Source organism: Paenibacillus popilliae ATCC 14706 (assembly GCF_000315235.1).
GTDB classification, from domain to species: domain Bacteria; phylum Bacillota; class Bacilli; order Paenibacillales; family Paenibacillaceae; genus Paenibacillus_B; species Paenibacillus_B popilliae.
In genome coordinates this window covers 1-462 of sequence record NZ_BALG01000079.1, presented here as the reverse complement: position 1 = coordinate 462, position 462 = coordinate 1, and the positions used below count along the sequence as shown (strand labels likewise).

Here is a 462-nt window from a genome sequence, read left to right as displayed (position 1 = left end):
TCCAACGTTGGCAGCTGTGCGTGGGGTAGTCGGTGGCGGCAGCTATACGACGATTAGCGAGGCTATGTCAGAGTTTAGGGCAGTGCAGGAGAAGACGGACGCGCCTATTAAGGAGCAGCCATTGCCGCCAGTATTGGATGAGGCTGCGGCGCGGATGATGGCTGAGGTTTGGTTAGTAGCCACAGGTTTAGCAAATGATCGCCTCAAAGCGGAACGTGAAGCGCTCGATGCGGCACGATTGGAGCACGAAAGAGTACAAGCAGAGACGGCGGAGATGGCCGACCAACTCGCGGATGAGATTGAGGCGCTGCGATTGGAGAATGAAAGCTTGAAAGATACATTAGATGCATCGATGAAGGACACTATGGATGCGCAGGAAGAGTTGCAAAATGAACGTCTGAAAGTGACTCAATTACAAGCGCGTCTTGATGTCCTGGAGGAGAGCATGAAGGAACTACGGGC

General features: G+C 53.5%; 1 protein-coding gene. It reads left to right on the top strand.

The features are described from left to right. Nucleotides 1-462: DNA-binding protein (locus PPOP_RS07650; protein WP_199898954.1), on the top strand; the 462-nt coding region annotated here is incomplete at both ends.